Here is a 25,550-nt window from a genome sequence, read left to right on the forward strand (position 1 = left end):
TTTGAGTACGCTTGCCAGGTGCCGGACCAGTATGACCACGAGCTGCCGGACGGCTATCCGGCGGAGTACGAGGCCGATGTCGTCCTGCGGGACGGCGCGACCGCGCACCTCCGCCCGATCACGCCCGGCGATGCCGACCTGCTGGTCGCGTTCTACTCGCGGGTGTCCGAGCAGTCGAAGTACTACCGCTTCTTCGCCCCGTACCCACAGCTGTCCGATCGCGATGTGGCCAGGTTCACCCAGGTCGACTACCACGACCGCCTGGCGCTGATCGTCACCGTCGGTGACGAGATGATCGGCGTCGGCCGGTACGAGCGGACCGGACGGCACACGGCGGAGGTCGCGTTCCTGATCGAGGACGCGCACCAGGGCCGCGGGCTCGGGCAACTGTTCCTCGAGCACCTGGCCCAGGCGGCGCGCGAGAACGGCATCCACCGGTTCGTCGCCGAGGTGCTGCCGGACAACCGCAAGATGATCACGGTCTTCGCCGAGGCCGGGTACAAGGTCGCCCGGGAGTTCGAGGACGGCGTGATCGTGGTCGAGTTCGACATCGCGCCGACGGACACCTCGTTCGGCGTGATGCAGGCCCGCGAGCAGCGGTCCGAAGCGCTGTCGATCGCGCGCTTGCTGACCCCGTCCTCGGTGGCGGTGATCGGGGCGAGCCGGCGCGAGGGCACGATCGGCAACGCGCTCCTCCGCAATCTCCGCGACGGCGGCTTCCCGGGCCGGTTGTACGCCGTGAACACGGACACGAAAGCCGCTGAGATCGAGGGTGTCCCCGCCTACCCGACGATCCGTGAGGTCGATGACACCGTCGACCTGGCCGTGGTCGCGGTCAAGGCCGAGATGGTCGCGGACGTCGTGCTCGACTGCGCGGCGAAGGGCGTGCGCGGGCTCGTCGTGGTGTCGAGCGGGTTCGCCGAGATCGGGGACGAGGGGCGGAAACGCCAGCGGTACCTGGTCGGCCTGGCGCGCTCGTACGGCATGCGGGTGATCGGGCCGAACGCGCTCGGCCTGATCAACACCGCGGCGGGGGTCTCGTTGAACGCGACGCTGTCGCCGTTGATGCCGAGCAAGGGCCGGGTGGCGTTCTTCTGCCAGTCCGGCGCGCTCGGGGTGCCGATCCTGGCCGACATGGTCGGTCGTGGCCTCGGCCTGTCGAGCTTCGTCTCGGCCGGCAACCGGGCCGATGTGTCGGGCAACGACCTGATGCAGTTCTGGTACTCCGACGAGGCCACCGAGGTCGTCCTGCTGTACCTCGAGTCGCTCGGCAACCCGCGCAAGTTCAGCCGGGTCTCGCGGCGGCTGGCCGGGCGCAAGCCGGTGATCGCGCTGAAGTCGGGCCGGGCCACGCAGGGCGTCCCGGTCGGTCAGATGATCCGGCGCAGCAAGTTGCCGCCGGCAACCGTCGAGTCGTTGTTCCGGCAGAGCGGCCTGATCGGGGTGGACACCACCGGCGAGCTGTTCGACGTCGCCCAGCTGCTCGCGCACCAGCCGCTGCCGAAGGGCCGCCGGGTCGCGATCGTGTCGAACTCCGACGCACTGACGCTGCTCGCACTGGACATGATGGCGGGCTGCGGCCTGGACGTCGCCGGCGAGCCGCGGAACCTGAGTGCGGATGCGACTGCCTCCGACTTCGGCGAAGCCCTGTCCGAAGTGTTCGCCGACGACAAGGTGCACTCCGTCGTGGTGATCTACACGCCGCCGGTGCAGTCGAACGGCGCGGAGGTTGCGCAGGTGCTGGCTGCAGCGGCGGCGGGCTCGGACAAGCCCGTCGTGTCAACCTTCCTGGCTTCGCGCAGCGTGCCGGCCGAGCTACAGGTGCCGGACGAGGACGGCGGCGCCGCACGCGGATCGATCCCGTCGTTCCTCAACCCGCAGTACGCCGTCGGCGCGCTGGCCAAGGCGACGCAGTACGCCGAGTGGCGCCGGCGCTCGGACAGCCGGATCCCCGAGCTGCCGGACGTGGACACCGCCGGGGCAGAGGACTTCGTCGCGGAGTTCCTGCAGCGTCATCCGGCCGGCGCCGATCTCGACGACGCCGATCGGCAACGGCTGCTGAGCTTCTACGGGATCACGGTGCTGCCGGCGTTCCCGGTGCTGAGCGCGGACGAGGCGGTCGACCGGGCGGCGGACCTCGGCTTCGAGGTGATCCTGAAGGCGACCGCGGAGCAGTGGCGGATGCGGCCCGACCTGGCCGACATCTGGCGGCACATCCACGACGAGGAAGACATGCGGGCGGCCTGGGCGGAGATGACCCAGACGTTCGGGGTCGCGTCGGATCCGGGGCGGGCGCAGTTCGTCGTACAGAAGATGGCGCCGCCCGGGGTCCCGGTGGTGATCTCGACGATCGAGGACGTGTCGTTCGGCCCGGTGGTCACGTTCGGTCTGTCCGGGGTGGCGACCGATCTGCTGGGCGACCGGTCGTACCGGATGCCGCCGCTGACCACGCGGGACGCGGCCGAGATGGTCCGCGAGGTGAAGGCCTCGCCGCTGCTGTACGGATACCGCGGCTCCGACCCGGTCGACATCTCCGCGATCGAGGACCTGCTGCACCGGGTGTCCCGGCTGACGCTCGACCTCGAGGAGGTCGTCCGCCTCGACCTCCGCTCGGTCCTGGTCTCCGCCCAGGGCGCCTGCGTCCTGGACACCACCGTGCGCATCGCCCCCAACGAGAAGCCCCGCCAGGACACCCCAGCCCGCCGCCTCACCTAACCCCACCCCCCGCCATCCCGCCGCCCGGCCGCCGGGGCTGGCTTGGCGCCCGCGGGATGGGTTAACCCACCTGGTTGTGGGTTCCCCACCCGGAGAGCGGTGGGGGAACCCACAACGTGATGGGTTAACCCATCAAACGGCGGGCGGGCGGTCGGGAGGGGAGGGGGCGGCGGGTGTAGATGCTGTTCTCGCGGTCGAGGAGGCGGGCGTCGACCAGCTGGCGGCGCAGGGCCGCGTGATCCGGGTGCCAGCGGTTGAGGATCTCGTTGACCTCGGTCTCCGGGTAGCTGCGGCCGACCTCGAAGCTCTGCGCCAGGTGCTCGAGCACGATCCGGAGCTTGTCCGGGTACGTCGGGAAGTGGGTGAGCCGCCCGCCGCGGATGAACGACTTCAGCACGTTGTCGCGGGCCGGATCCGGATCGAGGGGCTCGCGCTCCGGACGGCTCTCGCGGACCGCGTCCTTGAACGCCGCTTCGTCCGCGGTGAATCCGTCCCGACTGGCTTCGATCAGTCCGCCCTTGGTCAGCCGTTGCAGTGCCTTCGCCACGACCGGTGCGGCGAGTCCGGTGCTCCCGGCAACCTGATCGGGAGTGGTGGCGCCGAGGACGATCGCGGAGTACGTCCGCAACCTCGACGGCTCGGCCAGCAGACCACAGAGCTGATCGGCGTTCATACATTTCACGCTATCGATTGCCGCAACCGGATTATGATCCGCAGCATGCAACCTGGCCCGCACAATGCGATCACCGATGTCCCCGGAGTGCTTGTCGGTCAGGTGGAGCGCGTCGACGCGCCGTACCTGACCGGTACGACGGTCATCCACGTGCCGACGACCGCTGTCGCCGGCGTCGATGTCCGTGGCGGCGCGCCGGGTACCCGCGAAACGGATCTGCTCTCGCCGGTGAACTCGAACGGCGGCGTCAACGCGATCGTGCTGACCGGCGGAAGCGCGTTCGGTCTCGACACGGCCGGCAGCGTGATGCAGTGGCTGGAGGAGCGCGGCGAGGGCGTCCGCGTCGGCCAGGGCGAGTACGACGTGGTGCCGATCGTGCCCGCGGCGGTGATCTTCGACCTCGCCCGCGGCGGCGACTTCAAGGCCCGGCCGGAGCCGTCCTGGGGCGCGGACGCGATCGCGGCCGCCACCGACGGACCGATTGCCTTGGGCAACCATGGAGCGGGTGCCGGTGCGCGGGCGCGCTCACTGAAGGGCGGCGTCGGCTCGGCCAGCGTGCGGCTCGACGACGGTACGACGGTTGGCGCACTGGTGATCGTGAACGCGGCCGGTTCGACCGTCGACGCCGACGGCAACCTGTACGGCGCTCGCTTCGGGATCGGTGACGAGTTCAGTCACCTGCGGACCCCGGTCGAGCCACCGCCACCGGCCGCGCCCGGCCGCAACCTGATCCCGGGTCCGTCGATGAACACCGTCATCGCGGTGGTCGCGACCGACGTACCGCTCGACAAGGCGGCGACGAAGCGGATGGCGATGATCGCCCACGACGGCCTGGCGCGGGCGATCGATCCGATCCACACGCTCGTCGACGGCGACAGCATCTTCGCGGTGTCGACGCGGGTGGCCGACGACGACCGGCCGCGGCTGAGCGTCACCGATCCGATGGCGCTCGGCCAGCTCGAGACCGTCTACACCGCCGGCGCGCGGACGCTGTCGCGGGCGATCGTGCACGCCATGCTGAACGCCGAGTCGGTGGAGACGCCAGGCGGCACGATCCCCAGCTACCGGGACGCGTATCCGTCAGCGTTCGGCACCAACTGAGAGACCGACTGACGTACGACCTCAGTAGTACGCCGGACCGCCGAAAGGCGTCGGAAGACGACAGCAAGACCGGTCCGCGGGCCGACGCTTGCAGCCGGCGTACGCGAAAGGCTCTGGGTATGAACTTCCAGAGTCCCCAGTCGCAGGTCGTCCTCTCCGGTCATGGCCTGGTCAAGCACTACGGCAGCGTGGTCGGTCTGGCCGGCGTGGACGTCGCTGTCCGGTCCGGTGAGGCGCTCGCAGTCATGGGTCCGAGCGGCAACGGCAAGACCACGCTGCTTCATGTGCTCGCCGGGATCCTCACACCGGACCAGGGGGAGGTGTGGCTGGGAGGTGAACGCGTGGACCAGCTGAACGACGCCGCCCGGACGGTACTACGTCGCCGTCGGCTCGGCTTCGTCTTCCAGGACAACCAGCTGCTCGCTGAACTGCCCGCGGACGAGAACGTGGCGCTCCCGTTGATGGTGGACGGTCTGAGCCGCCGCGACGCGATCGGCCGGGCGCTGAACATGCTTGCCCAAGTCGGCCTGGCCGCCGAGGCGGGCCGGCGTCCCGGCGAGCTGTCCGGCGGCCAGGCGCAGAGAGTCGCCATCGCCCGCGCTCTGGTCGGCGAACCACAGGTCGTCTTCGCTGACGAACCAACCGGCGCACTGGACGCGGCGACCGGCTCCCAGGTCATCGACCTGCTCGTCGGCGCCGCCACCTACCGGGGCGCGGCAGTAGTAGTCGTCACCCACGACAACGCGGTCGCCGCCCGCTGCCACCGTGCCCTCCACATCGTCGACGGCCGCGTGGGCGACGCACCGGGCGTCGGCCCGCTCCCCGCTGGCCCGCTCGGAAGCGGAGTTGTGCGATGAATCCGATGACTGATCTCGGGCTGCGGTTCGTCCGTCGGCCGGGTCCCGGCGGCCGGGCCGCCAATCTCGCCGCGCTCGGTGCGACGGCTGTGGTCGCGCTTCTGGTGACCTTCCTGATCGCGGGCTCACTCGGTCTGTCGCACCGGTCGGAGCGCATCGGCTGGCGGAGTGCGGACAAGGCCGACCCGGCGACCGCGATAGGTGCGCTCAACGTCGACGACGACCAGCGCGTCGACGGGCACCGGATGACGGTCCTCGACCTCGCGACGCTCCGGCCCAATGAACTGCCGCCCCCGCCCGGCCTCGACCACACCCCGAAACCCGGCGAGGTCTTCGTGTCGCCCGAGGTCGCCAAGCACTGGTCCAGCCTCAGCAAGCAGTACGGCGTCGCGCAGCCGACCGGCGTGATCAGCGCCACGGGCCTGTCCTCCCCGGAGGAGCTCATCCTGATCCGCGGCGTCAAAACGATCCCGGCCGACGAACACCCGCAGTACGTGAGCAGTTGGCACGAGAAGGTCTGGGACAGCCGCATGCTCGGCCTGCTGATCGCCGTGGCCTTCGGCATCACGCTGGTGCTGTTCCCGATCCTGAGCCTCGTCGGCCAGGCAGCCGGCGTCGCAGCCAAGCGCCGCGAACACAGACTGGCCGCCCTGCGTCTCGCGGGCGCCACTCGGACGCAGGTCCTCTGGCTGAGCGCCGTAGAGCAGGCCGTCCTCGCTTTGGCCGGTGCAGTGGTCGGACTGGTCGGCTATACCGTCCTGAGTCCGCTCATCGCGCGCATCCCGCTCGGCGGTGGACGCTGGTACGTCGGTGACATCACCGTCAACTGGTGGACAGTCCTCGTCGTGCTGGTCGCCGTACCCGTCCTGTCCGTCGTGAGCGCACTGATCGGCTTGGGCCGAGTGAGCATTACCCCGCTCGGCGTTGTCCGCGGCCAGACCCGCAAGGGCGTCAGCGTGCTCCGCATCGGTCTGCTCGTGATCGGTCCGCTCATCCTGGCGTACTACGGGATGCAGGCAGCGCTGCTGCCCTTGCTGATCGGAGTTGGGTTCGCTGCGCTCGCCGTACGGATCATCGGACCGTGGGCTGTCCAGGTGGTCGGGAAGACGATGGCCAACCTGGCAAACGGACCCGTGACCTTGCTGGCAGGTCGCAGGCTTGTCGATGACCCGAAGGGCGCTTTCCGACCCGTGGCAGCGCTGGTGCTGTCGGGCTTCGTCACCGGGTTCATCTCGGTGTTCATGCCGCCGGGGGACGACGACCCGAGCTTCCACGACATGCGGATCGGTGTGGCGCTACTGCTCTCCCTGGTTTTCCTGACTGTTGCCGCCTCGACCGCGGCCGGTGCAGTGGGTACTGCGCTGGACCAGGCCGCTCCAGCCAGAGCCCTGCGACGCTCCGGCGTACCACTGCGCGTGATCGAGCGTTCGGCGCGGGTGGCGGCGGTCGTACCGGTAATCGGGGTGGGGCTGCCGGTCGTGGGCTTCGGCGCGCTGTGCGGACTGGCACTGAGCGGCGGCAAGGTCATCACGCAGGGAAGCTCCGGCGTACTGCTGCTGATCGGGCAGGTCGTGGCCGGGCTGGTCCTCGTCGCGGTCGCGGGCGCCGCCGGTGCGCCGGTACTGCGGAAGGCGAGCGCGAACTGAGCGCAGTTGTCCACAAGGGTCGAACGTCCGGGGACGCGATCGTGCAAGGATGAGGGCATGCGTGACCTGAATACGCCCGAGCTCGCGGACGCCTCAGCGGACCTGCGCGAGGCGATCGATCGGTGCGGCTACTACCCCGACGTGGTGACGGATTCGCTCGAAGTGGCGATCGCCGGCGAGCCGATCCGGGCCTACGTGCTGCAGCACGAGCCGACCTTCGACCGGGACGAGGTCCGGCGCCACATCACGATCCTGGCGCTGACCCCGAGCCGGCTGATCGTCGGCCACACCGACGAGCACGCCGCCGACGAGCTCATCCGCGCGCCGTACGCGTCGACCTCCACCGAGGCGATCCCGCTCGACCGGGTGAACGCCGTGGTCGTGAACCGCGTCGTCCCGAACCCGGCGGGCTACGCCTCCGGCAAGGCGGACCCGGCCGTGGCCGGCGCCGGTGAAGTGGTGCTGACGATCGGCTGGGGGATGGTCAACCGGATCGACCTCGAGCCGGCCGTCTGCGCCGACCCGAACTGCGAGGCCGACCACGGGTACACGGGGTCGGTCGCGGCCGACGACATCTCGCTGCGGATCAGTGCCGCGGCCGACGGCCCGGCCGGCATCCAGCAGGTGCTCGAGTTCGCCAAGGCATTGTCCTTCGCGACCAGCAGGTAGCGCCGTGATCGTCCCGGTTTCCCCGCAGTACGGCGGCGGATCGCTCGCCGACGTACTGCCATCGGTGGCCGGCGCCCTGTCGGTGCCGGGGGAGACGAACGTCCTCGGCCTGCCGCCCGCGTCCCGGTACGCCGTCCTGCTCCTGGACGGACTGGGCTGGAGGCTGCTCCAGCGGTACGCCGAGGCCGCGCCGTACCTGTCGTCGCTGATCCCGGCCGGCCGGAGCCTGACTGCCGGGGTGCCGTCGACGACCGCGGTCAGTCTGACGAGCCTCGGCACCGGGTTGCCGCCTGGTGCGCACGGCATCGTCGGCTACACGTCGATCGTCCCGGAGACCGGAGATCTGCTGAACGCGCTGGCCTGGGACGCGCCGGTGGATCCGCGGCGCTGGCAGCCGCACGGCACGGTGTTCGACCGCGCGGCCGCGGCCGGTGTCGCGACGCGCAACGTGAGCAAGGCGCGGTTCGACTCGTCCGGTCTGACGGCCGCCGCATTCCGGGGGAGTGCGCACCGGGGCGCGGACACGGTCGAGGACCGGCTGGACGCGACCCGGTTCGCGAGTCGTGAAGGCCGATCGTCGCTGGTGTACGTGTACGACTCCCAGCTCGACTACATCGGCCACCAGCAGGGTTGCGACTCGTTGCAATGGCAGAAGGAGTTGGCCGCGGCCGACGACTTCGCTCAACAAGTCCGCGCCGCCTTGCCACGCGACGCCGTACTCGTCGTTGTCGCCGACCACGGCATGATCGACATTGCGCCGGAGCATCGCGTCGACGTGGACGCCGAGCCCGCGCTGACCGACGGCGTCCGAGTCGTCGGCGGTGAATCCCGTTTCCGCCACCTGTACTGCGTTCCCGGCGCCGATGCCGACGTCATCGCCACCTACCGGGAGCGGCTGGGCGCCAAGGCCCTGGTCCTGTCCCGGTCCGAAGCGATCGCCCGCGGCTGGTTCGGCCCGGTCGAGGATCGGGTAGCGCCTCGCCTAGGTGACGTCATCGTCGCGTCGCTGGGACCGGTAGCGCTGGTCGCTTCCCGCCGGCACGCCCAAGAGGCAAACCTGATCGGCCTGCACGGCTCCCTGACCGCTGACGAGATGGAGATCCCGCTCCTCGTCGACGCAGGGATCTAGAAGCTCCAGACGTCCCAGTAGAAGGTGGTCTGGGCGGTCTTGGCTTCGCCGTCGCGGGCGATGACGGTGACCTTGTAGCGGCCCGAGCCGGGAGTGAGGACGCCGGTGATCCAGCCACGTCCGGTGTCGATCGTGAGGCCGGGCGGGAGGCCGGTGGCGGAGTAGCTGATGTCGCCCGAGCCGCCGGTGCCCTTCATCAGCAGCGGGATCGCGGGGATGCCGCCGACGCCGAGCTGCTCCGAGGGCTCGGTGATCGCGATCGCGCCCTGCGGTTGCGCGGCCGCGGCGCCGACCGCCTCCGCGGCGTCGACGAGCCCTTCGCCGTAGAACGAGTTGTTGGCGGTCGGACCGACGCATTCGCCGGTCGCGCCGGCCGGGCAGGCGAGGTCGTTGGCCTGCTGGGCGAGTCGAGCGCGCACCTGGGCGACGGACAGTTTGGGATCGATGCTTCGCAACAGTGCCGCGACACCGGCGACGTGCGGCGACGCCATCGACGTACCCTCGAGGACCTTGTAGCCGCCGCCCGGCACCGTCGAGTACACGTCCTCGCCCGGGGCGGCCAGGTTGATCTTGTTCACCCCGAAGTTCGAGAACTGCGACTTCAGGCCGGTCGGATCGACCGCGGCGACCACGATCACGCCCGGCAGCTCGGTCGGCAGGCTGAGGCAGTCGTTCGTCACGGTCCGGGGCGCGGGGGTCGAGTCGTCCGGGCTGGAGTCGTCGCCGCTCTTGTTCGCCAGGTCGGTGTCCTCGTTGCCGGCCGCGGCCACGTTCACCACGCCCTTGCTGTCCGAGTACGCGACGGCCCGCCGGACCGCCTCGGCGATGGCGTCCTGGTCCTTGTCGGCCGGGCACAGGTACAGCCACGGGTCGACGTAGTAGCTGTTGTTCGTCACCGACACGCCCTTGTCGGCGGCGAACATGAATGCGCACACCGTGTCCTCCGGGAAGAACAGCTGCTTGCCGGCCTCGGCGATCCGGATCGACGACACCTTCACCCCGGGCGCGACCCCGATCATGCCGATGCCGTTCTTCGCGCCGGCGATCGTGCCGGCGACGTGCGTGCCGTGCTCGCCGACCGGCCGCCACGCGCCGGGCCTGGTGTCGACCTTCCCGTAGGCGCAGGACGCCGACTTGGACGCGTCGAAGTTCGCCTTCAGATCCGGGTGCTGGTCGTCGACCCCGGTGTCCAGTACGCCGACGGTCACGCTCTTGGAGCCCTGGTTCTTCTCCCAGGCTTGATCCGCGCCGATCTGCGCCATGTCGGCGCGGTCCGTCTCCGGAGCGGTCGTCGTGGTCTCCGGGACAGCCGGCGGGATCGCCGGGTTTTCCACATCCGCCGGAAGGTCTGTCGTACGGGTCGCTCCGGCCTTCTGGACGCCGTCGACGCCGCGCATCTTGGTGACGAAGTCGGGCGCGGTCGAGTGCGCAACGATCACGCCGATGGCGTCGTACGTCGCGTAGACGCTGCCGCCGTTCTGGGTGATGGCCCCGGTGACCTTGGCGGTCTGTTGCGGTTCGGTGATCACGAAGTACGCACGGAGCCCTGCTTCGGCCCGGACCGGCGTCGCGACGGCCGGCAGGGTGGCGGTGGCGACCGTCAGACAGGCCGCGAGGATGAGGAGCAGAGCTTTGCGCACGATCCATTCAAACCGTACCGGGGCCCAGAACCCAAGCCGCCCCCGGCAACACACCCCGGGGTGCGGTGTGGACCACTGACTTGGCAGGATGTGCGCCCGTGGCTGAGCTCCTTTATTTCACCGGGACCATGGACTGCGGCAAGTCGACCCTGGCCCTCCAGATGGACCACAACCACAAGGCGCGAGGCCGGCTCGGCCGGATCTTCACCAGCCACGACCGCGCCGGCGATTCGGTGCTCTCGTCCCGGCTCGGGCTGTCCGCGGACGCGGTCGAGGTCCGGCCCGACTTCGACTTCTGGGACTACGTGGTGAACGAGCTCACCCGGGGCGGACGGATCGACTACGCCGTGTGTGACGAGGCGCAGTTCTACAGCTCGCTGCAGATCGAGCAGTTGGCGCGGCTGGTCGACGAGCTGCAGATCGACGTCTTCTGCTTCGGCATCCTGACCGACTTCCGGGCGACCTTGTTCCCCGGGTCGGCCCGGCTGGTCGAGCTCGCCGACCGGATGGAGCTGCTCCAGGTCGAGGCGTTGTGCTGGTGCGGTGAACGGGCCACTCACAACGCCCGTACGATCGGTGGGGAAATGGTGACCGAGGGCGAGCAACTGGTGGTGGGAGACATGGTGTCGCGGGACCACGAGGTCGCGTACGAGGTCCTCTGCCGCCGGCACCACCGCCGCCGCCTCACCCAGGCCCGCGCCCGAGCCACCCTGTCACCCGAGGTCCTGCCCTTCGGAGGAGCTGCTTCATGAGCCCGTTGATGACCGTTGACGAACTGCGCGCGCTGGGTGCTGAACCTGTGCTCGTGGATGCGACCTGGAACCTGGCCGGTCCGCCCGGCAAGGAGGCGTACGACGCCGGTCACCTGCCGGGCGCGTACTTCGTCGACCTCGACACCGAGCTCGCCGGCCCGCCCGGCCCCGGCCGCCACCCGTTGCCCGAAGCAACTACCGTCACCGGGACGTTCAGCCGCCTCGGCATCACCGCTGCCGACACCCCGGTGGTGGTGTACGACGCCGCCAACTCGATGTCGGCCGCGCGCGCCTGGTGGATCTTCCGGTACTTCGGGCTGACCGACGTACGCGTCCTCGACGGCGGGCTGGCCGCGTGGAAGGCCGCCGGGGGAGAGGTGACCGTGGATGCGCCTGATGACGGCGCCGGTGACTTCACCGCGACGCCAGGCCATCTGCCCGTGCTGGACGCGGACGGTGCTGCTGCTGTTGCGGCTGCCGGCGTACTCCTCGACGCGCGTGCCCCTGAGCGCTTCGCCGGCGAGGTAGAACCGATGGACCCGGTCGCCGGCCACATCCCCGGCGCGACCAACGCCCCCACGACCGCCAACGTCGACGAGACCGGCCACTTCCTCCCGGCCGCCAGTCTCCGCACCCGCTTCGAGAGCCTCGGTGTCACCCCCTCCACCGAAACCGCGGTGTACTGCGGCTCGGGTGTAACCGCGGCCCATGAAGCGCTAGCTCTGGAGACCGCGGGCATCCCGGCCACCGTCTACGTCGGCAGCTGGTCCGAATGGATCACCGACCCCACTCGCCCAGTAGCCACGGGCAAGGACTGACCACTCACCAACCCACAGGGCCGAGACGGTCTTCGAAAGTACCCGTAGGGCCGTCCGGTCCGAGCGTCGCCATCCGGATGATCGAGTCGGTGCCTTCGGTGACGGTCAGCTGACCCTTGTGGTGGTTCATGTCGGTGGCGGCGAACGTGTGGTTCGCCGTCTCACCCGGGGTGATGGCGTTGAACTTGATGGCCGGGAGCGCCTGGGCGTACCTGACCGTGAGCATGTTCAGCGCCGCCTTGGACGAGCTGTACGCGAGTTCGTGCATCTTGGAGATCGGCTGCTCCGGATCGAGCACCACGCTGAAGGCGCCGCCGGCGCTCGAGACCATCACCACCCGCGGGTTGCTCGCCGCTTGCAGCAACGGCAGGAACGCATGGGTGACGCGCACCGGTCCGTATACGTTGGCGTCGTACACGCCATGGAGTTCGTCGGCTGTCGACTCGGCCGGGTGGACGGCGTGCCCTGGCGCACCGGCGTTGTTGATCAGTACGTCGAGCCGCTCGGTCTGACCGGAAACAACCTGCAGGGCTGCGGCCACCGACTCGTCGGACGTGACGTCCAGCGGGACCAGGACCGCATCCACACCGTCGGCCGCCAGCTTCTCGACGGCCGCCCGGCCGCGCGTCTCGTCACGTGAACCGAGGAAGACCTTCCAGCCCAGCTCCCCGAGCCGGCGGGCTGCTTCGAAGCCGAGGCCCTTGTTCGCCCCGGTGATCAGCACCGTGGTCTGCTCTGTGTTCGTCATCGTGTGCCTCCTGTGGGAACGACTGTTCAACCAGGAGATGCCGCGGTGGGCTCGCGCGTGACGTGAGGTGAGTCACGAGTCAAGGAACCAGCACCACTCGCACGCCGGGGTCCAGCGGCTTGCTCCACGCCTGCTCGAGCTCGGCGAGCGGGATCGGGAGCGGGTTGATCGACAGGTGGCCGGAGGTGATCAGGGTGGCCAAGGAGGGGAGCTCGGCGAGGATGTCGCGGGCGGGGACCGAGCCCTGCCCGCTGCCGATGATGGTCAGGGCGGCGGCCCGGAGCAGGTACGACGGCAGCGTCAGTTCGCGGGCGGCCATCGAGCCGATCTGGATCCAGGTGAGTGGCCGGGCTCGCTCGGTGCGGGCGTGGAGGAGGGCAGGCATCGCGTGCTCCGTCGGCTCGCCCCACAGATAGTCGAGGACCACGTCGACGTCGGCCGCCGTCTTCGCCACGTCGTCGAGGTTGACCGCTTCATCGGCGCCCAGAGCGGTGAGCAGCTCCAGCCGTTCAGGATTCCGGCCGGCGCCGATCACCTTCGACGCGCCGAGCTGCTTGGCGATCTGTACTGCGAGCTGGCCGGCGTTCCCGGTCGCGCCGAGGACGAGAACCGAGCCGCCGGGCTGGAAGTTCGCGCGCCGCCGGAGTGCGATCCACGACGACATCGCCGGATTCATCCCGGCCGCGACCGCCACCGGATCGGTGCCCGCAGGCAGTACGACGGCCCGCCGCCGATCGACCACCGCCCGCTCCGCCATCGTGCCGACAGCGTTGTCCGCGGCAACGAAGTACAGCAACTCGCCATCCGCGGTCCGGCCGACCCCGTCGATGCCCGGGACCATCGGCAGCCCGCCCTCGGACGTGTAGTGCGACCCGTCGGCTGCCGACCGCACGCGCGGATGGAGGCCGGCGGCAACGATGTCGACCAGGATCTCGCCGGCGTCGGCCACGGCCGGTTCGTCGAACACGTCGTACCTCGGTGGTTCGTCGAAGGACCGCACCACGGCTGCGTACATCAAGCACCTCACACAGTAGTTTGTCTCGCGTACTATTCCGAAGATAGTTTGTGTCACGTACCAGGTCAACTAGACTTCCGGGCATGAACACCGTGGACGCCCTCGTGCAGCTGTCCTTCCAGGTCCAGCGCATCCTCGCCGCGGTCGGCGCCGAGCACGACCTGTCGATCGTCCAGATCCGGTTGCTCGGGATCCTCCGCGACCGGCAGCCCGGCATGCTCGAGCTCGGCCAGCATCTCGGCCTCGACAAGTCCTCCATCACCGGACTGGTCTCCCGTGCGGAGAAGCGCGGGCTCGTCCAGCGCACACCATCACCGCACGACGGCCGCGGCGTGCTCGTCGCGCTGACCCCGGCCGGCCGACGTCTGGCCGCGCAGGGCGAAATGCAGATCAATCGCCGGATCACCGAGCTGACGAAGGCGCTGAACGCGACCCAGCGCAAGCAGTTCACCCAGTTGGCGTCCGTACTGGTCAACCCTTGACATAACCGCCTCGCTGCAGGACAGTCAGAAATCGATTTCCCGTCATCTCAACCGCCCCTGGGAGACAGTCGATGATGAAGCGATCCACGTTCCTTCGCGCCGCGGTCGGCGCCGGCGTGCTTGCCGCCGTACCGTCGAGAGTTTTCGCGAGCAGTCAGGCCGTGCTGACGAACAAGGTGGCCGACCTGACCGGGCCGGGGCTGACCGACCGGTTCCGGATGGCCGCGACCGACCTGGGCATTCCTGCGCGTACGCCGGACGGGCGGCTGCTGTTCATGTTCGGGGACACGTTCGAGCAGCCGACCGTCGGCGGCGGCTGGTGGCGATCGCCGGTCGCGCTGTGGTCCACCACGACGGACCTCAGCAGCGGCGTGAAGTGGTCGGGCGCGGTCGGGGGAGACGCGGCGCAGCAGCTGTGGGACTACCCGCACGACAACCCGACGTTCTCGACCGTGCTGCCGTCGGACGTGATCACGATCGGCGGGTCGATGTACCTGCACGCGATGGTGAACAAGGGCCTGGGCAACGTGGTGTGGACCGAGATCTGGCGGTCGGACAACTCGGGTGCCAGCTGGTACCACACCGGCGCGAAGTTCGACGCGAACATCGACGGCGGGCTCTTCCAGCTGCTGACCTGGGGGCTCGGGAACGACGGGTATGTGTACGTCTACTCGACCGGTTTCCAGCGTGACAAGCCGATCATCCTCAAGCGCGTCCGCAGCGAGCAGATCGCGAATCCGGCGGCGTACGAACCGTGGGGGTACCGCGACGGGGTCTGGGCGTGGGGCAACCCGGCGACGCCGATCCTGACCGGGAGCTTCGGTGAGATGAGCCTGCGCCCACTCGGCGGGAAATGGGTCCTGACCTGGTTCAATGCCGGCGACTACCGCATCGACGGCATCATCATGGACACGCCGACGTCCAACCTGTACACGGCGTACCGGCAGACCTTGATCTACGGCGGCGCCTGGGGTTCCGAGGACGACAACCATGTCGCCCAGCTGTACGGCGGGTATGTCATTCCAGGCTCTACGCTCTCCGACCTGCATCTGTCGGTCAGCCAGTGGAACACCGCGAACGGCTGGCCCTACCGGGTCATGCAGTTCCGCGTCCGCGGCTTCGGCTAGAGGTCTTGGAGAGGTTTCAGAGGTCGCGGACCATGGTGTCCGAGGTGCCGACCACGCCGACCTTCACGAACCCGAGCGACTCGTAGAGCCTCCGGGCCGGGTTGTCCGGATCCACACTCAACGACAGCCGCGGGTACGACGCCAAGCGCGCCTGCGCGATCAACTCGGACAGCGCGGCCCGCGCGACACCCTGGCGCCGGTGCGCGGGGGAGACCCCGAGGGTGATCTCGGGTACGTCGTCCGCGACGTACCCGTACCCGTGGCGCTCCCCGGTCAGCAGCCGGGCCCAGGTCGCGCCGGCCGGGACGCCGTCAACCTCGGCGATCACGCCGAAGTCGGTGGCCCGGGGCCAGTCGGCGAGGTAAAGCCAGGCGCGATCATCGGCGCGGACCTGCGCCTCGTCGTACCAAGGCGTCCCGTCCCAGTTGCATGCCTCCAGCAACATCTCGAGCAGGAACGGAAAATCAGCAGCAGTCACCGGTCGCAGATGCATGCCCCCATCCTCACCGCCGGCGACCACCGCCTCCAGTGGTTCAGGCAGGCCCCGCGAGTCCGATCACGTTGCCCTCGGGATCGGTGAACTGCCCGACGACCAACTTCCCCGGTACGCCGTCCGGCCCGAACACCCGCCGCCCGCCCAACGCCTCGGCCTGCTCCAGCGCGACCCCGACGTCGTCCACGCCCACGTAGAACAAGACCTTCGCCTGCAGCGTGGCGCCACCACCCACGCCTCCGTTGAGCCCGGCAACCGACGCCTCGACGAACCCGTACGCCCCAGGCTCGGACACCGCCGCGGACACGGTGTCCCCGATCTCGAAGGTCCATCCGAAGAGCTCCCCGTAGTACTCCCGCAGACGCTCCGGCGAGGTCCCGACGATCTCGAAATGCACAACTTGGTTCGGCATGGTCTCTCCTTGGTGATTGCCTTTACCGGGAACGTCGGAGCGGGCCTGGCTCGTTCGACGGTTGTGGATATCGATGCCCGGGGCGTGCGGACCTATTACGACGAGCTTGGTGCGGGCGAGCCGGTCGTGCTGCTGCACGGCGGGGGAGTGACGGCGGACAGTTGGCTGGCCCAGGCGCCGGCGCTCGCCGCGCAGTACCGGGTCTTGATTCCGGAGCGGCGCGGGCACGGGCGGACTCCGGACGTCGACGGGCCGGTGTCGATGGAGATCTTCGCCGCGGACACAGCTGCGTTCATCGAGGCGCTGGAGCTCGGACCGGTGCACGTGATCGGGTGGAGTGACGGCGGCAAGGTGGGGATGAGCCTCGCGGTGTCCCGTCCGGAGCTCGTCCGCAAGCTCGTGCTCATCGGCACCGAACTGACCCACGCCGGCGGGACCGCCGCCAACCAGGCCCTGCTCGAGCCCGAGGGCCTGGAGTTCCTCGCCGGCGCCTTCCGGCCGCAGTACGAGCCGCTCTCGCCCGATGGTCCAGGACATTTCGACGTCGTCTTCGCCAAGTGGGTGCAGATGTGGAAGACCGTCCCGGACGTCGAGCTCGCCGCCCTGAAGAGCCTGCCGCTGCCGGTGCTGCTGATGCAGGGCGACGACGACTGTGTCCGGATCGAGCACACGGCGGAGATGGCCCGCGCGATCCCGGACGCTCAGGTGGCCGTCGTACCCGGTTCGTCGCACGGGCTGCCGCTGGAGAAGCCCGAGGTGGTGAACCGGCTGCTGGTCGGCTTCCTGGCCGATCCGCAGGCGCCGAAGTTCATGCCGCTGGGTGATCTGAACAGCTGAGCGAAACCGTTACCGCACAGATCTTGGTCAAGGTCTTGAGTTAGTAACACGCTTGGTTTAACTTACTCGGGACCTGGCCGGTGTGTGGCTCAGAGCACATCGGCGGCATCCGGAAACCTGAGGAGTTCCGATGACGAGAGTGAGCAGGTGGGGCGCCGCCCTGGGGGTTGCCGGGCTGGTGCTTGCCGCCGGTTGTGCGAAGGGCACCACACCGGGAGCGTCCGGCGACGCGGGTGGCGATATCGACCAGAACGCCCCGGTCACGATCACGATCGGGGACCGCCCGACCCCCGACAAGCCGAACGACCTGAAGGCGTTCAACCAGAAGATCGCCGACTTCACCGCGAAGAACCCGAACATCACCGTGAAGTCGACCGAGACCAGCTGGCAGGCGCAGACCTTCCAGGCCCAGGTGGCCGGCGGGACGCTGCCGACGGTGATGAACATCAGCTTCACCGAGCCGGCCAACATGATCCCGAACAAGCAGCTCCCGGACATCACCGACGAGCTGAAGATGGTCGACCTGACCAAGGACCTGAACCCGAACGTCCTGAAGATCGTCCAGGACGCCAACGGCCGGATCTACGGCGTTCCGATCGATGTCTTCTCGGTCGGCATCGCCTACAACCGCAAGCTGTTCAGCGAGGCCGGCCTGGACCCGGACAAGCCGCCGACGACCTGGGACGAGGTCCGTCAGTACGCCAAGCAGATCCACGACAAGACCGGCAAGGCGGGGTACTCGCAGCTGACCACCAACAACACCGGTGGCTGGATGCTGACCACGATGACCTACAGCATGGGCGGCACGGTCGAGAGCGCGGACGGCAAGAAGAGCACGTTCAACGACGCGCCGACCAAGAAGGCGCTGCAGCTGCTCAAGGACATGCGCTGGACCGACAACTCGATGGGCAGCCGGTTCCTGTACAACCAGGAGGAGGTCCGCCAGGACTTCGCGGCCGGCAAGATCGGCATGGTCCTGCAGGCGCCGGACGCCTACGACATGAGCGTGAAGCAGTTCGGCATGAAGCCCGCCGACTTCGGTGAGGGCGCCTTGCCGCAGGACGGCGGCCCGTACGGCACGCTGACCGGCGGCTCGCTGAAGATGATCAGCCCGAAGGCGACCAAGAACGAGATCGTCGCGGCGCTGAAGTGGATCAAGTTCGACCAGTTCGACAAGTACACGACCGAGTCGGTCGCGGTGCAGGACGCGAAGACCACGATCGCCGACAAGGGCTTCGTCGGCCGCCCCGGCATCAGCCCGCTGAGCCAGTCGACGTACGACCAGTTCAACAAGTGGCGTGAGCCGTACGTGAACGTCCCGGTCAAGCAGTTCCAGGGCTACATCGACTCGACGACGTCGCTGAAGCTGCTGCCCGAGCCGTCGAACAAGGGTCAGGAGGTCTACTCACTGCTCGACCCGGTGGTGCAGCAGGTGCTGACGAAGAAGGATGCGGACATCGACAAGCTACTGAGCGACACCGCCTCGAAGATCGACGCTCGCCTCGCGCGGTAGCCCATGTTCCAGCAAAGAACCCAGAAGTCCGGCCGGAGCGTTGCCACCTGGTACCGCTCCGGCGGGCTCAGCAGCATCTTCTTCGCCCTGCCCCTGGTGCTGATCTTCCTGTACTTCTCCTGGGGCCCGATCGTTCGTGGACTGGTGCTCAGCTTCCAGAAGAACAACCTGGTGCTACCCGCCGAGTGGGTCGGGTGGTCGAACTTCAGCTACGTGCTGACCGACCCGCAACTCCCGCAGGCCGCGCTCAACACGCTGTACTTCGCCTTCCTGGCACTGATCTTCGGTTTCCCGGTGCCGTTGTTCCTGGCCGTGTTCATCAGCGAGCTGCGCAAGACCGGCTGGCTGTACAACGTGCTCTCGTACCTGCCGGCCGTCGTACCGCCGGTGGCCGCGATCCTGTTGTGGACGTTCTTCTACGACCCGAGCGGTGCGGGCGTCTTCAACTCGATCCTCGGCTGGTTCGGGATCGGTCCGTTCGCCTGGCTGAACTCGCAGACCCTGGCGATGCCGGCCATCGTCCTCGAGGCGACCTGGGCCGGCGCGGGCGCCACCTCGATCATCTACCTGGCGGCGCTGACCGGCGTACGCACGGAGTTGTACGAGGCGGCCGAGCTCGACGGGGCGGGGATCTGGAGCCGGGTCTGGCACGTCACCCTCCCGCAGATCCGCGGAATCATCCTGATCATGATGCTGCTGCAGCTGATCGGGACGTTCCAGGTGTTCACCGAACCGTTCCTGTTCACGGGCGGCGGACCGAACAACGCCACCATGACGGTCCTGCTGCTGATCTACCGGTACGCGTTCGTCAACGGAGACTTCGGCGCCGCGACCGCGCTCAGCGTGCTGCTCGCCGTGGTCCTGTGCGCACTGTCGGTCGTCTATCACTTCGTCACTCGCCGCTGGAGTACGACATGAGCATGTCCGAGCGCGGAATCATCTCGACAGCCGACCGGCAGCGCGGCCTGGTCCGCTACGGCCTGCCGGCGATCCAGGTGGTGATCTTCGTCGCCGTCGCGGTCGCCGGCGTCGGTCCACTGCTCTGGCTGCTCAAGTCCGGCGTCTCCACCAGCCAGGACATCCTCAGCGGCCCGATGCAGATGTGGCCGTCGGGCATCCAGCTGAAGAACATCCCCGACGCCTGGAACCGCGTCCAGATCGGCGCGTACCTCGGCAACACCGCGTTCATCGCGATCGGCTCGATGATCTCGACGCTGTTCGTGTGTACGACGGGCGCGTTCGTGCTCAGCATCCTGCGACCCAAATGGGGTCCGATCGTCACCGGCGCCGTACTCGCGACGCTGTTCCTGCCCGGCGTCATCTCCTTGGTCCCGCTCTACATGACGGTACTGAAGATGCCGTTGCTCGGGATCAGCCTGCAGAACACGTTCTGGGCGGTCTGGTTGCCGTCGGCGGCCGGCGCGTTCAACGTTTTGGTGATGAAGCGGTACTTCGACTCGATCCCGCGCGAGCTGATCGAGGCCGCCCGGATCGACGGGGCGAGCAACGTGCGGCTGTTCACGGCGCTGATCCTGCCGCTGTCCAAGCCGATCGTCGGCGTCGTCGCACTGCTGACGGTCATCGGGTCCTGGAAGGATTACCTCTGGCCGCTGCTCGTGCTGCCGGACCCGCGGCTGCAACCGATCTCGGTCGCGCTGCCGCGGGTGCAGAAGACCACCGAGATCTCGCTGCAGATGAGCGCCCTGTTCCTCGCGGTTCTGATACCTGTGGTGTTGTTCTTGGTGTTCCAGAAACAGTTCCTGCGCGGCGTGGGGATGGCGGGAGGAATCAAAGAGTGAGGCCAGAGTGAGTGAACTGAACGGCCGGCGCGTGCTGGTCACGGGGGCCGCCGGCCGGATCGGGCTGGTCACGGTCGAGCACCTGAACGGACTGGGTGCCAAGGTGACCGCCCTGTCGAACGTCGAGCACCCGGACCTGAAGGCGGACCGGGTGCTGATCGGCGACACCCGGTCCGAGACCGACGTGGCGCGGGCGCTGGAGGGTGCGGAGTACGTCGTCCACCTGGCGGCGCTGCCGCACCCCTCGGCCGGCACACCTTACGACGTCTACTCGGTCAACGTGGTGTCGACGTTCAACGTGCTCGCGCAGGCCGGTGCTCTCGGCATCGACCGGGCGGTGATCGCGAGCAGCATCAACGCGACCGGCGTCCCGTTCAACCCGCACGAGATCCGCCAGCCGTACTTCCCGTGGGACGAGAAGGCGCCGACCGACGTCGCCGACTGGTACTCGCTGTCCAAGCAGAACGACGAGAACACCGCGCGAATGGCGTGGAGGCGCTGGGGGATCGACGTGGTCTCCTTCCGGTTCCCACATGTGAATTCACCGGACGTGCTGGAGCGGATGGCCGACAATGTCCGGGTGAAGCCGGCCAGCGGTCTACGGGAGGCCTGGAGCTATCTGGACACCCGGGACTCGGCGTACGCCGTCGAGCTCGGGCTGACCGCGTCGCTGTCCGGGGCGCACGCCTTCTTCGTTGCCGCCGACACCACCACCGCGCCGTACGCGACCGAGGACCTGCTCGACGCGTTCGCGCCGGAGGTACCGCGCTCGCGGCGGTTCGTCGGCCGCGAGGTGCCGATCGACCTGACCGCGGTCCGGACCGTGCTCGGCTTCCGGGCCCAGCACGAACTCGACCTACCCACCCTTCCTCTGGAGCTCTGAATGCCCTCGAACTTCGACCAACCGTGGCCCGTCCGCGACGACATCCGGATCCGCGAGGTGAAGGCGATCGTCACGGCGCCGCAAGGCATCCCGCTGGTGGTCGTGAAGATCGACACCACCGAACCCGGCCTGTACGGGCTGGGTTGCGCCACGTTCACCCAGCGCTGGAAGGCGGTGCAGACCTTCGTCGACGAGCACCTGTCCCGGCTCCTCGTCGGCCGCTACCCGGGTGACATCGGCGACCTGACCCGCCTGGCCGGGTACTCCGGCTACTGGCGCGGCGGCCCGGTCACGAACAACGCGATCTCCGGTATCGACCAGGCGCTGTGGGACATCGCCGGCAAGCGCGCCGGCATGCCGGTGTACGAGCTGCTCGGCGGCAAGGTCCGTGCCGCCGCCGACACCTACATCCACGCCAGCGGCAAGACGATCGAGGACACGATCGACCACGCCCAGAAGCTGATCGCGCAGGGCTGGCGCCACATCCGGCTGCAGATGTCCACGCCGGGCGGCGGCGGGTACGGCGCTCCGCGGGTGCCGACGCTGTACCCGGACGCGCCGTACCACAACGGCTGGTCGGCGCGGGACTACCTGCGGACGACGCCGGAGCTGTTCGCCGAGGCCCGGCACGCGCTGCCGGACAACATCGAGCTGCTGCACGACGTCCACTCCCGGCTGACGCCGAAGGAAGCGGTGCTGCTGGCGCGTTCGCTGGAGCCGCACCGGTTGTTCTTCCTCGAGGACGTGCTGGCGCCGGAGCTGTGGGACCGGCTGCCCGAGGTGCGTGCCGCCTCGCCGGTTCCGCTGGCCGTCGGCGAGCTGACGACGTCGTTCGGTGACGCGGTCCGGCTGATCCGGGACGGCGGTGTCGACTTCATCCGATCGCATGTCTCGGACATCGGCGGTCTGACCCCGGCCCGCAAGCTGGCCGATCTGGCCGAGATCTCCGGCGTACGGACGGCCTGGCACGGGCCTGGCGACACCTCGCCGATCGGGGCCGCGGCGAATGTCGCGCTCGACGTCAGTTCTGTTGCCTTCGGCATCCAAGAGGGCCATATCTACGACGAGGCCGTGCACGAGGTGTTCCCCGGGACGCTGCGGATCGAGGACGGCTGGCTGCGGCCGAACGAGGCGCCCGGCTGGGGTATCGACGTCGATCTGGAGGCGGCGGCTCGTTATCCCGCGCGACTGTCCGGACACGACGAGTGGGCAGCCGGAGTCCGACGAATCGACGGAGCGCTCGAAGCACCGTAAACACGCACAGTGGGCAGTACGATCGCGGCTACTCGAGGTGAGACGGGGAGGTGGAGATGAACGATTCGGTTGACAACCTGACGGACCTGCGGCGCGCGGGTGCGAACCAGTACGACCTGGGCTCGTTCAACGAGGCCGTGATCATCGAGACGATCCGGCTGGCCGGCATCATCAGCCGGACCGAGATCTCCCGCCGGACCGGTCTCACGCAGCAGTCGGTGTCGCGGATCCTGCGCATCCTCCTCCAGCAAGGCCTGCTGGTGGAGGAGGCGCAGGAGCGCGCGGAGCGGCTCGGCAAGCCGCGGACCCCGGTGCGGATGCGGTCGAACGCCGCCCACGCGGTCGGCATCCACATCGACCCGGAGCTGCTCACGGTCGCGGTCGTCGACCTGGACGGGACGATCGTCCGCCGCGAGACCGTCGACCTCGCCGACGGCCTGGAGGCGGGCAAGCTCATCGACCTGACCGCGGCGACCGTGTCCGCGGCGTTGAGCATCAGCCAGGTCGATCCCGCCTCGATGCTCGGCGTCGGCGTCGCCGTACCAGGGCCGATCGACACCGACGGGTCGCTGCTCGCGTTGCCGCTGCAGCCGGCCTGGCGCGGGCTGAAGATCCGCAAGTTGCTGCAGGAGCGGCTCAACCATCCCGTGCTGGTGGAGAAGGACGGTACGGCGGCCGCGATCGGCGAGCGCTGGATCGGGCGGTCGGCCCGGGCCCGCGACTTCGCCTACCTCTATCTCGGTACGGGCGTCGGCAGCGGCCTGATCCTGAACGGGTCGATCTATCGCGGCGGTTCGGCGAACGCGGGCGAGTTCGGGCAGATCGCGGCCTTGCGGATGGGGGAGTGGGACCCGGAGGATGGGCCGCGGATGGTGCCCGAGTGCAATCCGACGGCGTCGTTGCCGGTGATCGCGGCCGAGTTCGGGTACGTCGAGACCGACCCGGGCGCGACCGACGAGGCCAAGCGGTACAAGGCGGTGTGCAAGGCGGCCGCCGATGGCGATGCGGCTGCCGTGAAGGCGGTCACGCAGGTGGCGCGGGTGGTCGGGCAGGGCGCGGTCGGGTTGGTGGACCTGCTCGACATCGACCTCGTGGTGCTCGGCGGACCGGCGTACATGAAGGAGGTCTCGGAGATCTTCCTGACCGAGATCGGGCGCGCGGTGAACGCGCATCCGGTGGCCCGGGAGACGCGGCCGGTCGCGGTCGAGGAGTCGATGTTGCAGACCGACGCGGCCGCGGTCGGGGCGGCGTCCACGATCTTCCACGATGCGTTCACCCCTCGCGTGTCGGGCTCCAGTCAGGCACGTAGGCTGCCGAAGTGATCGCAGCCCGCTCGCTGACTCCCGACGTGGAACTCCGGATCGGCACCCTGGACGACGCCCCTGCCCTTGCCGATGCGCAGGTCCGTAGCCGGGAGCATCTGCGGCCGTGGGAGCCGGTCCGGACCGAGAAGTGGTTCACGACCGCCGGTCAGGTGGAGCGGATGACCGGCCAGCTCGAGCGCTTCAAGAACGGGCACGTTGTGCCGTGGGTGCTCGCCGAAGGCGACCGGGTGGTCGGGCAGATCACGTTGAGCGATCTGGTGCCGGGCCCGTTCCGCAGCGCGAGCCTCGGGTACTGGCTCGCCGTCGACGCGCTCGGGCGCGGGCTGATGGGCCGCGCGGTGGAGGCGGTCGCCGAGATCGCGGACACCGAACTGAAGCTGCACCGCATCGAGGCAAGCACGCTGACGGGCAACGCGGCCTCCCAGCGGGTCCTCGACCGGGCAGGCTTCCACCAGATCGGGATGGCACCGACGTACCTACACATCGACGGCCACTGGCAAGACTGCAACCTCTACCAACGCATCCTCAACACCCGCGAACCCGGCGCCTGACAACGCCGGGTTCGCAGGTTTCAGTTGGGTGGTAGGCCGATGCCTCGGGATACCTCGACGTCGTCGTACTTGCCTTCGAGGACGTCTTCGAACTTGACCGGGCGTTGGAGAGTGGACGCAATGTAGACGGCCCGGACCGTGGCCAGCGCCTCGATGGCGTCCTGGACGGTGATGGCCGGCTGTTTGCCGCCGGCAATCGCGGTCAGGATGTCGTCGTACTGCGCCTTGTGGCCGCCGGGATCGCCTACGTCCGTGGACGCCTCGTCCTTGACCCCGTCGACGTTCAACCGGCTCAGGACGTCGTCCTCCACCTCAGCACCGCCTTCGGTGCCGTGGACCGACACCCGCGTGCGCCCACCAGGGAACGCCGCGGTCGTCGCGTGCAAGGTGCCGACCGCGCCGCTCTCGAAGGTGATGGTCGCGACCACCGTGTCCTCGACCTCGATCGCATGATGCGCCGCCCGCAACGCCTGCGCCTGGATGCTGACCGGGCGGCCCATGAACCACAGCATCAGGTCGACGGTGTGCACGCCCTGGTTCATCAGTGCGCCACCGCCGTCCTGCGCCCACGTCCCGCGCCATCCGGCCTGGGCGTAGTACTCGTCGCTGCGCCACCAGGCGACCGTTGCCGTGCACGACGTCAGCTGACCGAACCGGCCGGCGTCGATCGCCTGCTTGATCACCGCGCTGCCGGCGTCGAACCGGTGCTGGCTGATCACCGACGACATCACACCGTTGTTCGCGGCCCGGGTGGCCGCCGCACCCAGGCGGCGGGCCCGGGCCACATTGACGTCGACCGGCTTCTCGACGACGACGTGCTTCTTCTCGGCCAGCGCCTGCTCGGCCAGCTCGGCATGTGAACCGCTCGGCGTGCAGATCGCGACCAGCGATACGTCCGACCCACTCAGCGCCGCGGCCAGGTCGTCGTACACCTTCGGCTCCGGCTGTCCGGCCTCGGTCAGCTGCGCCCGTACCGCCTCCCGGGCGGCGGGGTCCGGGTCGACGAGTGCGGTGACGATCGCATCCGGCCGTTCCGCGATGGTCTTGGCATGGGTCCGGCCGATGATGCCGCAACCCACGATCGCGACCTGCTGTTGTGTGTCAGCCATCT

25 protein-coding genes are annotated in these 25,550 nt (G+C 68.9%); 18 read left to right on the forward strand and 7 right to left on the reverse strand.

Annotated elements, in window-relative coordinates; translation table 11 throughout:
- Positions 1-18 precede the first annotated feature (18 nt).
- A complete protein-coding gene (locus OHA18_RS35265) occupies positions 19-2,715 on the forward strand; it encodes a bifunctional acetate--CoA ligase family protein/GNAT family N-acetyltransferase (RefSeq protein ID WP_328999695.1) in 2,697 nt (898 codons plus the stop codon).
- Positions 2,716-2,839: 124 nt separating this feature from the next.
- Here the strand turns inward: OHA18_RS35265 and OHA18_RS35270 are convergent, their stop codons facing one another.
- On the reverse strand, positions 2,840-3,388 hold the full coding sequence (locus OHA18_RS35270) for a DUF2087 domain-containing protein (RefSeq protein WP_328999696.1): 549 nt from the start codon (positions 3,386-3,388) through the stop codon (positions 2,840-2,842).
- A 45-nt stretch (positions 3,389-3,433) separates the two neighbouring features.
- Here OHA18_RS35270 and OHA18_RS35275 point away from each other — a divergent pair, with 45 nt between their 5' ends.
- The 5 genes from OHA18_RS35275 (at position 3,434) to OHA18_RS35295 (ending at position 8,790) form a co-directional block, all read left to right on the forward strand.
- A complete protein-coding gene (locus OHA18_RS35275) occupies positions 3,434-4,489 on the forward strand; it encodes a P1 family peptidase (protein ID WP_328999697.1) in 1,056 nt (351 codons plus the stop codon).
- Positions 4,490-4,608: 119 nt separating this feature from the next.
- Positions 4,609-5,346, forward strand: coding sequence for an ABC transporter ATP-binding protein (locus OHA18_RS35280; protein ID WP_328999698.1), 738 nt, complete (start codon positions 4,609-4,611; stop codon positions 5,344-5,346).
- A gap of 5 nt (positions 5,347-5,351) precedes the next feature.
- Positions 5,352-6,992: an FtsX-like permease family protein gene (locus OHA18_RS35285; RefSeq protein ID WP_328999699.1), complete on the forward strand. Its 1,641-nt coding sequence runs from the start codon at positions 5,352-5,354 to the stop codon at positions 6,990-6,992.
- Positions 6,993-7,049: 57 nt separating this feature from the next.
- On the forward strand, positions 7,050-7,661 hold the full coding sequence (locus tag OHA18_RS35290; protein WP_328999700.1) for a DUF5998 family protein: 612 nt from the start codon (positions 7,050-7,052) through the stop codon (positions 7,659-7,661).
- Between the two features lie 4 nt (positions 7,662-7,665).
- Positions 7,666-8,790 carry an alkaline phosphatase family protein gene (locus tag OHA18_RS35295; RefSeq protein WP_328999701.1) on the forward strand — a complete coding sequence of 375 codons (1,125 nt, stop codon included), beginning with the start codon at positions 7,666-7,668 and terminating at the stop codon, positions 8,788-8,790.
- Here the strand turns inward: OHA18_RS35295 and OHA18_RS35300 are convergent.
- On the reverse strand, positions 8,787-10,430 hold the full coding sequence (locus OHA18_RS35300; protein ID WP_328999702.1) for a S8 family peptidase: 1,644 nt from the start codon (positions 10,428-10,430) through the stop codon (positions 8,787-8,789). The genes OHA18_RS35295 and OHA18_RS35300 overlap by 4 nt on opposite strands.
- Before the next feature lie 98 nt (positions 10,431-10,528).
- On the opposite strand from OHA18_RS35300, the gene OHA18_RS35305 reads away from it, so the two are divergent.
- Entirely contained in the window at positions 10,529-11,182 is a 654-nt protein-coding gene (locus tag OHA18_RS35305; protein WP_328999703.1) for a thymidine kinase, read from the forward strand.
- Entirely contained in the window at positions 11,179-12,000 is an 822-nt protein-coding gene (locus OHA18_RS35310) for a sulfurtransferase (RefSeq protein ID WP_328999704.1), read from the forward strand. Before OHA18_RS35305 ends, OHA18_RS35310 begins: the two co-directional genes overlap by 4 nt.
- 4 nt (positions 12,001-12,004) lie before the next feature.
- On the opposite strand, the gene OHA18_RS35315 is transcribed toward OHA18_RS35310, so the two are convergent.
- Positions 12,005-12,748 carry an SDR family NAD(P)-dependent oxidoreductase gene (locus OHA18_RS35315; protein ID WP_328999705.1) on the reverse strand — a complete coding sequence of 248 codons (744 nt, stop codon included), beginning with the start codon at positions 12,746-12,748 and terminating at the stop codon, positions 12,005-12,007.
- A gap of 79 nt (positions 12,749-12,827) precedes the next feature.
- The gene (locus OHA18_RS35320; protein WP_328999706.1) at positions 12,828-13,763 is read right to left on the reverse strand and encodes a quinone oxidoreductase family protein; all 936 of its coding nucleotides are present in this window, start codon (positions 13,761-13,763) and stop codon (positions 12,828-12,830) included.
- A gap of 83 nt (positions 13,764-13,846) precedes the next feature.
- Between OHA18_RS35320 and OHA18_RS35325 the strand changes: the two genes are divergently transcribed.
- Together OHA18_RS35325 and OHA18_RS35330 are read left to right on the forward strand one after the other, a co-directional pair.
- Positions 13,847-14,245 carry a MarR family winged helix-turn-helix transcriptional regulator gene (locus tag OHA18_RS35325; RefSeq protein ID WP_328999707.1) on the forward strand — a complete coding sequence of 133 codons (399 nt, stop codon included), beginning with the start codon at positions 13,847-13,849 and terminating at the stop codon, positions 14,243-14,245.
- A 71-nt stretch (positions 14,246-14,316) separates the two neighbouring features.
- On the forward strand, positions 14,317-15,372 hold the full coding sequence (locus tag OHA18_RS35330; protein WP_328999708.1) for a DUF4185 domain-containing protein: 1,056 nt from the start codon (positions 14,317-14,319) through the stop codon (positions 15,370-15,372).
- Positions 15,373-15,388: 16 nt separating this feature from the next.
- Here the strand turns inward: OHA18_RS35330 and OHA18_RS35335 are convergent, their stop codons facing one another.
- A complete protein-coding gene (locus OHA18_RS35335) occupies positions 15,389-15,865 on the reverse strand; it encodes a GNAT family N-acetyltransferase (protein ID WP_328999709.1) in 477 nt (158 codons plus the stop codon).
- 40 nt (positions 15,866-15,905) lie between these two features.
- Positions 15,906-16,277 (reverse strand): VOC family protein, encoded by a 372-nt coding sequence (locus OHA18_RS35340; protein ID WP_328999710.1) that lies wholly within the window; start codon positions 16,275-16,277, stop codon positions 15,906-15,908.
- A 12-nt stretch (positions 16,278-16,289) separates the two neighbouring features.
- On the opposite strand from OHA18_RS35340, the gene OHA18_RS35345 reads away from it, so the two are divergent.
- The 8 genes from OHA18_RS35345 to OHA18_RS35380 all read left to right on the forward strand — a co-directional run bounded on the left by OHA18_RS35345 (position 16,290) and on the right by OHA18_RS35380 (position 24,439).
- Positions 16,290-17,114, forward strand: a complete 825-nt coding sequence (locus OHA18_RS35345) for an alpha/beta fold hydrolase (RefSeq protein WP_329006189.1) — start codon at positions 16,290-16,292, stop codon at positions 17,112-17,114.
- A 130-nt stretch (positions 17,115-17,244) separates the two neighbouring features.
- The gene (locus tag OHA18_RS35350) at positions 17,245-18,627 is read left to right on the forward strand and encodes an ABC transporter substrate-binding protein (RefSeq protein WP_328999711.1); all 1,383 of its coding nucleotides are present in this window, start codon (positions 17,245-17,247) and stop codon (positions 18,625-18,627) included.
- Positions 18,628-18,630: 3 nt separating this feature from the next.
- The gene (locus OHA18_RS35355; RefSeq protein ID WP_328999712.1) at positions 18,631-19,545 is read left to right on the forward strand and encodes a carbohydrate ABC transporter permease; all 915 of its coding nucleotides are present in this window, start codon (positions 18,631-18,633) and stop codon (positions 19,543-19,545) included.
- Positions 19,546-19,547: 2 nt separating this feature from the next.
- Positions 19,548-20,426 (forward strand): carbohydrate ABC transporter permease, encoded by an 879-nt coding sequence (locus OHA18_RS35360; protein ID WP_328999713.1) that lies wholly within the window; start codon positions 19,548-19,550, stop codon positions 20,424-20,426.
- A gap of 7 nt (positions 20,427-20,433) precedes the next feature.
- Positions 20,434-21,309, forward strand: a complete 876-nt coding sequence (locus OHA18_RS35365) for an NAD-dependent epimerase/dehydratase family protein (RefSeq protein WP_328999714.1) — start codon at positions 20,434-20,436, stop codon at positions 21,307-21,309.
- Positions 21,310-22,563, forward strand: coding sequence for an enolase C-terminal domain-like protein (locus tag OHA18_RS35370; protein ID WP_328999715.1), 1,254 nt, complete (start codon positions 21,310-21,312; stop codon positions 22,561-22,563). It abuts the gene before it with no gap.
- 56 nt (positions 22,564-22,619) lie between these two features.
- Entirely contained in the window at positions 22,620-23,885 is a 1,266-nt protein-coding gene (locus OHA18_RS35375; RefSeq protein ID WP_328999716.1) for an ROK family transcriptional regulator, read from the forward strand.
- On the forward strand, positions 23,882-24,439 hold the full coding sequence (locus tag OHA18_RS35380; protein WP_328999717.1) for a GNAT family N-acetyltransferase: 558 nt from the start codon (positions 23,882-23,884) through the stop codon (positions 24,437-24,439). Before OHA18_RS35375 ends, OHA18_RS35380 begins: the two co-directional genes overlap by 4 nt.
- Positions 24,440-24,459: 20 nt before the next feature.
- Here the strand turns inward: OHA18_RS35380 and OHA18_RS35385 are convergent, their stop codons facing one another.
- Positions 24,460-25,548 carry a Gfo/Idh/MocA family protein gene (locus OHA18_RS35385; protein WP_328999718.1) on the reverse strand — a complete coding sequence of 363 codons (1,089 nt, stop codon included), beginning with the start codon at positions 25,546-25,548 and terminating at the stop codon, positions 24,460-24,462.
- Positions 25,549-25,550: the final 2 nt, after the last annotated feature.

This window comes from Kribbella sp. NBC_00709 (assembly GCF_036226565.1).
In the GTDB taxonomy this organism is placed as follows: domain Bacteria; phylum Actinomycetota; class Actinomycetes; order Propionibacteriales; family Kribbellaceae; genus Kribbella.

Excerpts from the sequence above, each read along its gene's own strand:
- OHA18_RS35270 (WP_328999696.1), bottom strand. The coding sequence starts at position 3,388 with ATGAACGCCGATCAGCTCTGTGGTCTGCTGGCCGAGCCGTCGAGGTTG.
- OHA18_RS35275 (WP_328999697.1), top strand. The coding sequence starts at position 3,434 with ATGCAACCTGGCCCGCACAATGCGATCACCGATGTCCCCGGAGTGCTT.
- OHA18_RS35280 (WP_328999698.1), top strand. The coding sequence starts at position 4,609 with ATGAACTTCCAGAGTCCCCAGTCGCAGGTCGTCCTCTCCGGTCATGGC.
- OHA18_RS35285 (WP_328999699.1), top strand. The coding sequence starts at position 5,352 with ATGACTGATCTCGGGCTGCGGTTCGTCCGTCGGCCGGGTCCCGGCGGC.
- OHA18_RS35290 (WP_328999700.1), top strand. The coding sequence starts at position 7,050 with ATGCGTGACCTGAATACGCCCGAGCTCGCGGACGCCTCAGCGGACCTG.
- OHA18_RS35310 (WP_328999704.1), top strand. The coding sequence starts at position 11,179 with ATGAGCCCGTTGATGACCGTTGACGAACTGCGCGCGCTGGGTGCTGAA.
- OHA18_RS35315 (WP_328999705.1), bottom strand. The coding sequence starts at position 12,748 with ATGACGAACACAGAGCAGACCACGGTGCTGATCACCGGGGCGAACAAG.
- OHA18_RS35320 (WP_328999706.1), bottom strand. The coding sequence starts at position 13,763 with ATGTACGCAGCCGTGGTGCGGTCCTTCGACGAACCACCGAGGTACGAC.
- OHA18_RS35325 (WP_328999707.1), top strand. The coding sequence starts at position 13,847 with ATGAACACCGTGGACGCCCTCGTGCAGCTGTCCTTCCAGGTCCAGCGC.
- OHA18_RS35330 (WP_328999708.1), top strand. The coding sequence starts at position 14,317 with ATGATGAAGCGATCCACGTTCCTTCGCGCCGCGGTCGGCGCCGGCGTG.
- OHA18_RS35335 (WP_328999709.1), bottom strand. The coding sequence starts at position 15,865 with ATGCATCTGCGACCGGTGACTGCTGCTGATTTTCCGTTCCTGCTCGAG.
- OHA18_RS35340 (WP_328999710.1), bottom strand. The coding sequence starts at position 16,277 with ATGCCGAACCAAGTTGTGCATTTCGAGATCGTCGGGACCTCGCCGGAG.
- OHA18_RS35350 (WP_328999711.1), top strand. The coding sequence starts at position 17,245 with ATGACGAGAGTGAGCAGGTGGGGCGCCGCCCTGGGGGTTGCCGGGCTG.
- OHA18_RS35355 (WP_328999712.1), top strand. The coding sequence starts at position 18,631 with ATGTTCCAGCAAAGAACCCAGAAGTCCGGCCGGAGCGTTGCCACCTGG.
- OHA18_RS35360 (WP_328999713.1), top strand. The coding sequence starts at position 19,548 with ATGTCCGAGCGCGGAATCATCTCGACAGCCGACCGGCAGCGCGGCCTG.
- OHA18_RS35370 (WP_328999715.1), top strand. The coding sequence starts at position 21,310 with ATGCCCTCGAACTTCGACCAACCGTGGCCCGTCCGCGACGACATCCGG.
- OHA18_RS35375 (WP_328999716.1), top strand. The coding sequence starts at position 22,620 with ATGAACGATTCGGTTGACAACCTGACGGACCTGCGGCGCGCGGGTGCG.
- OHA18_RS35385 (WP_328999718.1), bottom strand. The coding sequence starts at position 25,548 with ATGGCTGACACACAACAGCAGGTCGCGATCGTGGGTTGCGGCATCATC.